Source organism: Streptosporangium minutum (genome assembly GCF_002149035.1).
GTDB classification, from domain to species: domain Bacteria; phylum Actinomycetota; class Actinomycetes; order Streptosporangiales; family Streptosporangiaceae; genus Streptosporangium; species Streptosporangium minutum.
In genome coordinates, this window is the sequence record NZ_NGFP01000392.1 from 1 (window position 1) to 5,681 (window position 5,681).

5 protein-coding genes, 1 tRNA gene and 2 pseudogenes are annotated in these 5,681 nt (G+C 68.1%); 4 read left to right on the plus strand and 4 right to left on the minus strand.

Annotation, left to right across the window (positions count from 1 at the left end):
- Positions 1-129 (plus strand): annotated as a pseudogene (locus CA984_RS48495) (amino acid deaminase/aldolase); the annotation flags it as partial.
- A 76-nt stretch (positions 130-205) separates the two neighbouring features.
- Here CA984_RS48495 and CA984_RS42260 read toward each other — a convergent pair.
- Positions 206-1,405, minus strand: coding sequence for a sensor histidine kinase (locus CA984_RS42260; protein ID WP_242676480.1), 1,200 nt, complete (start codon positions 1,403-1,405; stop codon positions 206-208).
- Between the two features lie 686 nt (positions 1,406-2,091).
- Here CA984_RS42260 and CA984_RS42265 point away from each other — a divergent pair.
- Together CA984_RS42265 and CA984_RS42270 are read left to right on the plus strand one after the other, a co-directional pair.
- Positions 2,092-2,574, plus strand: coding sequence for a hypothetical protein (locus CA984_RS42265; RefSeq protein ID WP_207621252.1), 483 nt, complete (start codon positions 2,092-2,094; stop codon positions 2,572-2,574).
- 108 nt (positions 2,575-2,682) lie between these two features.
- On the plus strand, positions 2,683-3,426 hold the full coding sequence (locus CA984_RS42270) for an SAM-dependent methyltransferase (protein ID WP_086578932.1): 744 nt from the start codon (positions 2,683-2,685) through the stop codon (positions 3,424-3,426).
- 330 nt (positions 3,427-3,756) lie between these two features.
- Here CA984_RS42270 and CA984_RS42275 read toward each other — a convergent pair.
- Together CA984_RS42275 and bcp are read right to left on the minus strand one after the other, a co-directional pair.
- A tRNA-Leu gene (locus CA984_RS42275) sits at positions 3,757-3,830 on the minus strand.
- Between the two features lie 542 nt (positions 3,831-4,372).
- On the minus strand, positions 4,373-4,837 hold the full coding sequence (bcp, locus tag CA984_RS42285) for a thioredoxin-dependent thiol peroxidase (protein WP_086578933.1): 465 nt from the start codon (positions 4,835-4,837) through the stop codon (positions 4,373-4,375).
- 111 nt (positions 4,838-4,948) lie between these two features.
- On the opposite strand from bcp, the gene CA984_RS42290 reads away from it, so the two are divergent.
- Positions 4,949-5,287, plus strand: coding sequence for a DUF3618 domain-containing protein (locus CA984_RS42290; protein WP_086578934.1), 339 nt, complete (start codon positions 4,949-4,951; stop codon positions 5,285-5,287).
- 78 nt (positions 5,288-5,365) lie between these two features.
- Here the strand turns inward: CA984_RS42290 and CA984_RS42295 are convergent.
- Positions 5,366-5,681: pseudogene (locus CA984_RS42295) on the minus strand (amino acid deaminase/aldolase); the annotation flags it as partial.

Sequence of the window (5,681 nt, forward strand, 5' to 3'; positions counted from 1 at the left end):
GCCCTGCGCTCGAACGCCTCCGGCATGACCCGGCGCGCCGGCGGCAAACCCATCAGGGTCGCCAGCAAGTCGATCCGATCCCGCCCCGTCCTCGAACGCATCCTCGCCATGGACGGCTTCGCCGGCATCCGGCGACCCCGCGCACCCCGCAGACGGTCCCCGTCCAGCACCCGGCGACCCCGCGCACCACACCAGACCCGCCCCATCACGCGGCCCGGCTCCGCCCGGTCTCGCCTATCGGCAGCCGCGCGATCACCTGAAACCCACCGCCCATCCGAGGCCTGGCCTCGATGCTCCCACCGAACATCGCGGCACGCTCCCGCATACCGACCAGACCATGCCCCCCCGGACGCCCCGGAACAGCGGCCCCCCGACCGTCGTCGGTCACCCGCAAAAACAGCTCACGCAAGCCGTACTCCATCTCGACCGTGGCACTGGCGTCCGGGCCACCATGCTTGAGGGTATTGGTGAGCGCCTCCTGAACGATCCGATACACCGTCAACTGCTCACCCTCCGGCAGCTCCTGCGGAACCCCGACCACCCGCAGATCGACCGGCAACCCCGAAGAACGCACCTGCGCCACCAACTCGTCCAACTGCGACAGGCTCGGCTGCGGGGCGTACTCCTCGACGGCGACACCGTCGGTCCGCAGCACCCCCACCATCCTGCGCATCTCGGCCAGCGCCTGCCGGCCCGTCGCGGCGATGGCCTGCATGGCCATCCGGGCCTGCTCGGGATCGCTGTCGATCGCGTAACTCGCCCCATCCGCCTGAACAATGATCACACTCACGTTGTGCGCGACCACGTCGTGCAACTCGCGGGCGATCCGGGCCCGCTCCGCCGCAGCCGCCAGCCGGGCCTGCTGATCCCGCTCATGCTCGGCCCGCTCGGCCCGCTCCTCCAGACTCTCCAGATAGCGACGGCGGGTGTTGGCGTAGATCCCCGCGATCCATATCGCCACCACGAACACCGACGCACTGGCGAAAGTCGCCGGATCCGGATCCGTCGTCATCCGGCCGAACGACAGGGCCAACCCCAGCTCGGCCACCAGACCCGCCGCCACGGCCCAGCGGAACGACCGGAGCGACGCCACCGCGTACATCGCGATGAGCACGGCCACGTTGAACGGCAACGGATCCACACCCGCGAGCCACTGGCCGAAACTCACCACCGAGACGATCGCGAACACCGCCAGCGGCCGGCTCCGCCGCCAGAACAGCGGTCCCACCAGCACCAGACCTATCACCAGATAAGCCCAGAAACCCGGCAACCCGCTCTGATGGCCCCCCGGACTAAAAAAGATCATGAAGAGAGTGCCCAGACAGGCCAGCATGAACGGCGCCAGCCACAGGGCGTCCACGACACCGGGATGGCGCCGGCTCCGGGCGCGCAATCTGCCGAACACACCACCACAATACGTATCCGCAGATCAATGCCCTTCCCCCTCAAGGGGGAGTCCCGCCTACGACCCAGGTCGCACATCGCGCACGGCTTACGTGTTCTTTACCCTTCATTGGGCATCATGGTTTCCGGGAGCACCCTCCGGGGTGAGTAAAGGGAGAATGTTTGTGATGGCGGATCACAATCACACCGGGTCGCGCGGTGAAGAGGATGCACCGCGCGACCCGATGGTCCCCACCACCGGCCGACCGTCCGCCGCCGCTGCCGCAGGCTGACCGTCCGCCTCTGACCGTCCGCCTCTGACCGTCCGCCTCTGGCCTTTCGCCCCGCCATCGGCTGACCGCCCGCCTCTGGCCGTCCGACCCGCCATCGGCTGACCGTCCCTCACCGTTACGGGTTGACCGCCCCACACCGCCATCGGCTGACCGCCCCGACCGCCACGGGTTGACCGTCCGCCCCGTTGCCCCGGGCGCGCGGCCTCCGACGCCTTCGGATACGGACCTCAGGAGAGACGGGTGGGCTAAAGTCGCCGACATGCACGGTGTGCGGGTGGTATTGATCGGCGGGACGTCGAACGTCGGGAAGTCAACCATCGCCCAAACAGTGGCGGAGAGGCTCAAATTCGAATACCTCTCGACGGACAGGCTGGCGCGGCACCCGGGACGGCCCTGGCGGACACCGGAGCGGGAAGTGCCGGCCCACGTCGCCGAGCACTACGGATCACTCCCGCTCGACGAGCTGATCACATCCGTTCTCGACCACTACGAACGGCTGTGGCCCCGCATCGAAGAGCTGATCACAGCCCACGCCGCCGGAAACGGCGTCAGGCCGGGCCTGGTCCTGGAGGGGTCGGCACTCTGGCCCGTCCGTGTCGCGAAGCTGACGGTCCCGCACACGGCCGCCATGTGGCTCACAGCCGACGACACCGTCTTACGCGCTCGGATTCATCGGGCCGGCCGCTACGAGGAAGCCACGGGCGAGGAACAGCACCTGATGGAGAAGTTCCTGGCCCGCACCGAGCGCTACCAGACGCTCATGCTGGACGCCGTCGACAGACTGGGCCTGGCACGCATCGACGCGGGCGACGGCCGATCCGCCGAAGAGCTGGCCGACGCGGTGCTCTCGGCCGCCGAAGCGCAGGACGCGGTAGGGCGGTCATCCGCCGGGCGGTGAGCAGGCCGCCGCAGCGGCTCGCCGACCACCCGGCCCCGCACCCGGTTTATCCCGGCACCAGATTTATTCGGTGGCGCCTTTTCCCCCGCCACCGGCATATTTTCTCCGATGGAACGCCAGATGATCAGCCACATCGCCCACCACGATCACCCGATCGCCGCCCCGGTGAGCAAGCAAAACCTGGAGCGCCTGCTCACCCGCGCCAAACTCGCCCCCGGAGCACGCATCCTCGACCTCGGCTGCGGAGAGGCGCCCTGGGCGCTGCGGGCACTGGAACTCCACCCCGAAGCGTTCGCCGACGGGGTCGACATCTCCGAACACGGACTGATCGCCGCCCAGAAAGAAGCAGACCATCGCGGACTGTCCGACCGGCTCGGTCTCCACCACGTCCCGGCCGCCGACTTCACCGGCCCCGAACCCTATGACCTCGTCCTCTGCGTAGGCTCCACCCACGCCTTCGACGGGCTCACCGCGACCATGCAGGAGATACGCCGCCACCTGCGACCCGGAGGACTCGCACTGGTGGGAGAGGGCTTCTGGGAGACGCCCCCCACCCCGGAGGCCCTGACCAAGCTCGGCGCGAACCTCGACGACTACGGCGACCTCTCCGCGACCGTGGCCCAGACCGAGGAGGCCGGATACGCCACCGTCTACGGCCACACCAGCGACCTCGCCGAATGGCACGAATACGAATGGTCCTGGATCGGCACCCTCACCAACTGGGCCCTCGACAACCCCGGCCCCGACGGCGACGCCGCCCTCGCCGCCGCCCGCGACCACCGCGACATGTGGCTCGACGGCTACCGCGACATCCTCGGCTTCGTCACCCTCCTGCTGCGCCGTACCGACTGAGCCAGACCCGTGACCGGTCGGCGGCAGCGCGCTCACAGCCGCCGCAGCCGACCGGCCTGGCCTCACCCCTGAGGCTCGTCGACGCGGTCTCCCGCCATGGAGCCCCCGGGGTCTGCTCCACCGTTCCCATCCATCTCGCCGAACGCGGCGGCGTAGTCCTCTTCGAGTGTGGATGCGCATAGCAGTTGAAGCGCTTTACGGATCACCGCGGCTTTAGACGGAGCGCGTCTCTGATTGACGAGTTCTTCTATGAAGAGTGCATCCCGGCGCGACAGAGTGATGTTTATTGCTGCCGGTCCGAGGACGTCGGATTTTTCTTTAATTAGATTGTGGGGCCGATGGGATTCGAACCCATACTGCGCGCCACCTAAAGACGCTGCCTCCTGCCGTTGGGCTACGGCCCCTTTGTTTTTTCCTGCGAAATTCTCTGTCTGAGAGTGGCAGTTCGGGCAGAGAAATCGCAAGTTATTTATTCTGTTGTCAAGCCAGTCGCCGTTCAGGTGGTCGACGTGCAGCGTAAGCGGCCCGCCTTCCCAGGTGTCCTCGATCTTACAGCTATCACACCGGTAGGGCACTCCTGCTTCCTGAAGTGCCCGGCGGAGCAGGGGAGGCTTGGTTCTCGGGGATCCAGGGGGGCACACGCGGAGGACCTCTTCCGGTGGCAGGCGCCTACCTGAGCGTCGTCCTCCGCGGTGTGCCTGGCCAAGGAAGTGGGAGGTGTCGATCCCGAAGCGCTTCAGTTGGCGGCTGATGTGGGCATGGTTGCCGCCTGCGATGGTGATGCCGAGGCGGCGGAGGACGTCGGCGACGCTGAGGGACTCCGCCGCGGCCTCGGCCAGCATTTCGGGGGTGTACTTGTACTTGGTTGGCATGCCCCAAGGATAAGTAATGGGACCGACAATTCCTGGGGCATGCGCGAGTCATGCTAAATAGCGAAAAAAGGTATTTAATCGAGGCCGAGTTCGCGGCGGAGGCGGGCCACGTGGCCGGTCGCCTTCACGTTGTAGAGGGCCTTTTCGATTTTGCCGTCGGCGTCGATGACGAAGGTGGAGCGGATGACCCCGACGGTGGTCTTGCCGTACATCGTCTTCTCGCCGTGGGCGCCGTAGGCCTTGTGGACCTCCAGGCCCGGGTCCGACAGCAGGGGGAAGGTCAGGGCGTCGTGCTCGACGAACTTGGCGAGCTTGGCCGGGGTGTCCTTCGACACACCGAGGACCACGAAGCCGGCGGAGGCCAGGGAGTCGAGGCTGTCGCGGAAGTCGCAGGCCTGCTTGGTGCAGCCGGGGGTCATCGCGGCGGGGTAGAAGTAGAGGATGACCCGCTTGCCGCGGTAGGCGTCGAGGGACACGGTCGTGCCGTCGGCGGCGGGAAGTGTGACGTCCGGGGCGGCGTCGCCCGGTTCGAGTTTCATTCGGCTCCTCCGAGGAATCGTTCCCGGGTCAACTTACCGGCCTGCCCGAAGTGTCGTGGGAGGGCCGGACCTGACAGACTGATCAATGTCAAGGGCGATGAGAGGAGAGCCATGGCGGACACCGATCCCGCGGAGTTGGAACGGCGGATCGCGCGGACCCGTGCGGAGTTGGCCCAGACGGTTGACGCCATCGCCGATCGGGTGAGCCCGAAGAAGGTCGCGAGGCGGACCGTCAGCAAGGCGGAGTTGAGTGCGAAGCAGTTCCTGGTCTCGGTGGGAGACAGGGTCGGCGAGGTGGTGGGGGGTGCGCCGCGGCCCGTCAGGCTGGGGGACGAGCCCGATGATCTGTGGGCGGACGAGCAGCAGGATCTGGCGCCGGTCCTGATCGGCGTGGGCGCGGTGCTGGCGGTCAGCGCGATGGTCATGTTGTGGCGGCGCCGGCGTCGTTGATCCCGGGGTGTCCGCCGGTGCCGGGCCGGCACCGGCGGCCCGGCGGGGGGCCGCCCGCGTCGAGGGAGCCGCCCGTGGTCAGAGGAAGGTCCGGCCCTCGCCGCGGTAGGTGGGGACCTGGTCCACGATCTCGTCGCCGTCGATCAGGTGCAGGGTGGCGAAGCGTTCGCAGAGCTCACCCGCCTTGGCGTGCCGGAACCAGACGCGGTCGCCGACGCGCAGGTCTTCGGCGGCCTGGCCGAGGAGGGGGGTCTGGACCTCGCCGGCTCCCTCGTCGGAGTCGTAGCGCAGCCCGCAGGGCAGGTAGGGCTGGGGGAGGCGGTCGGGGCCCGGGGCGCCGGAGGCGTGGTAGCCGCCGCCGAGGACGGTGACGACTCCGGGGGCGGGGCGGCGG

Coding starts and splice junctions, on each gene's coding strand:
- CA984_RS42270 (WP_086578932.1), top strand. CDS start 2,683: ATGGAACGCCAGATGATCAGCCACATCGCCCACCACGATCACCCGATC.
- bcp (WP_086578933.1), bottom strand. CDS start 4,837: ATGAAACTCGAACCGGGCGACGCCGCCCCGGACGTCACACTTCCCGCC.
- CA984_RS42290 (WP_086578934.1), top strand. CDS start 4,949: ATGGCGGACACCGATCCCGCGGAGTTGGAACGGCGGATCGCGCGGACC.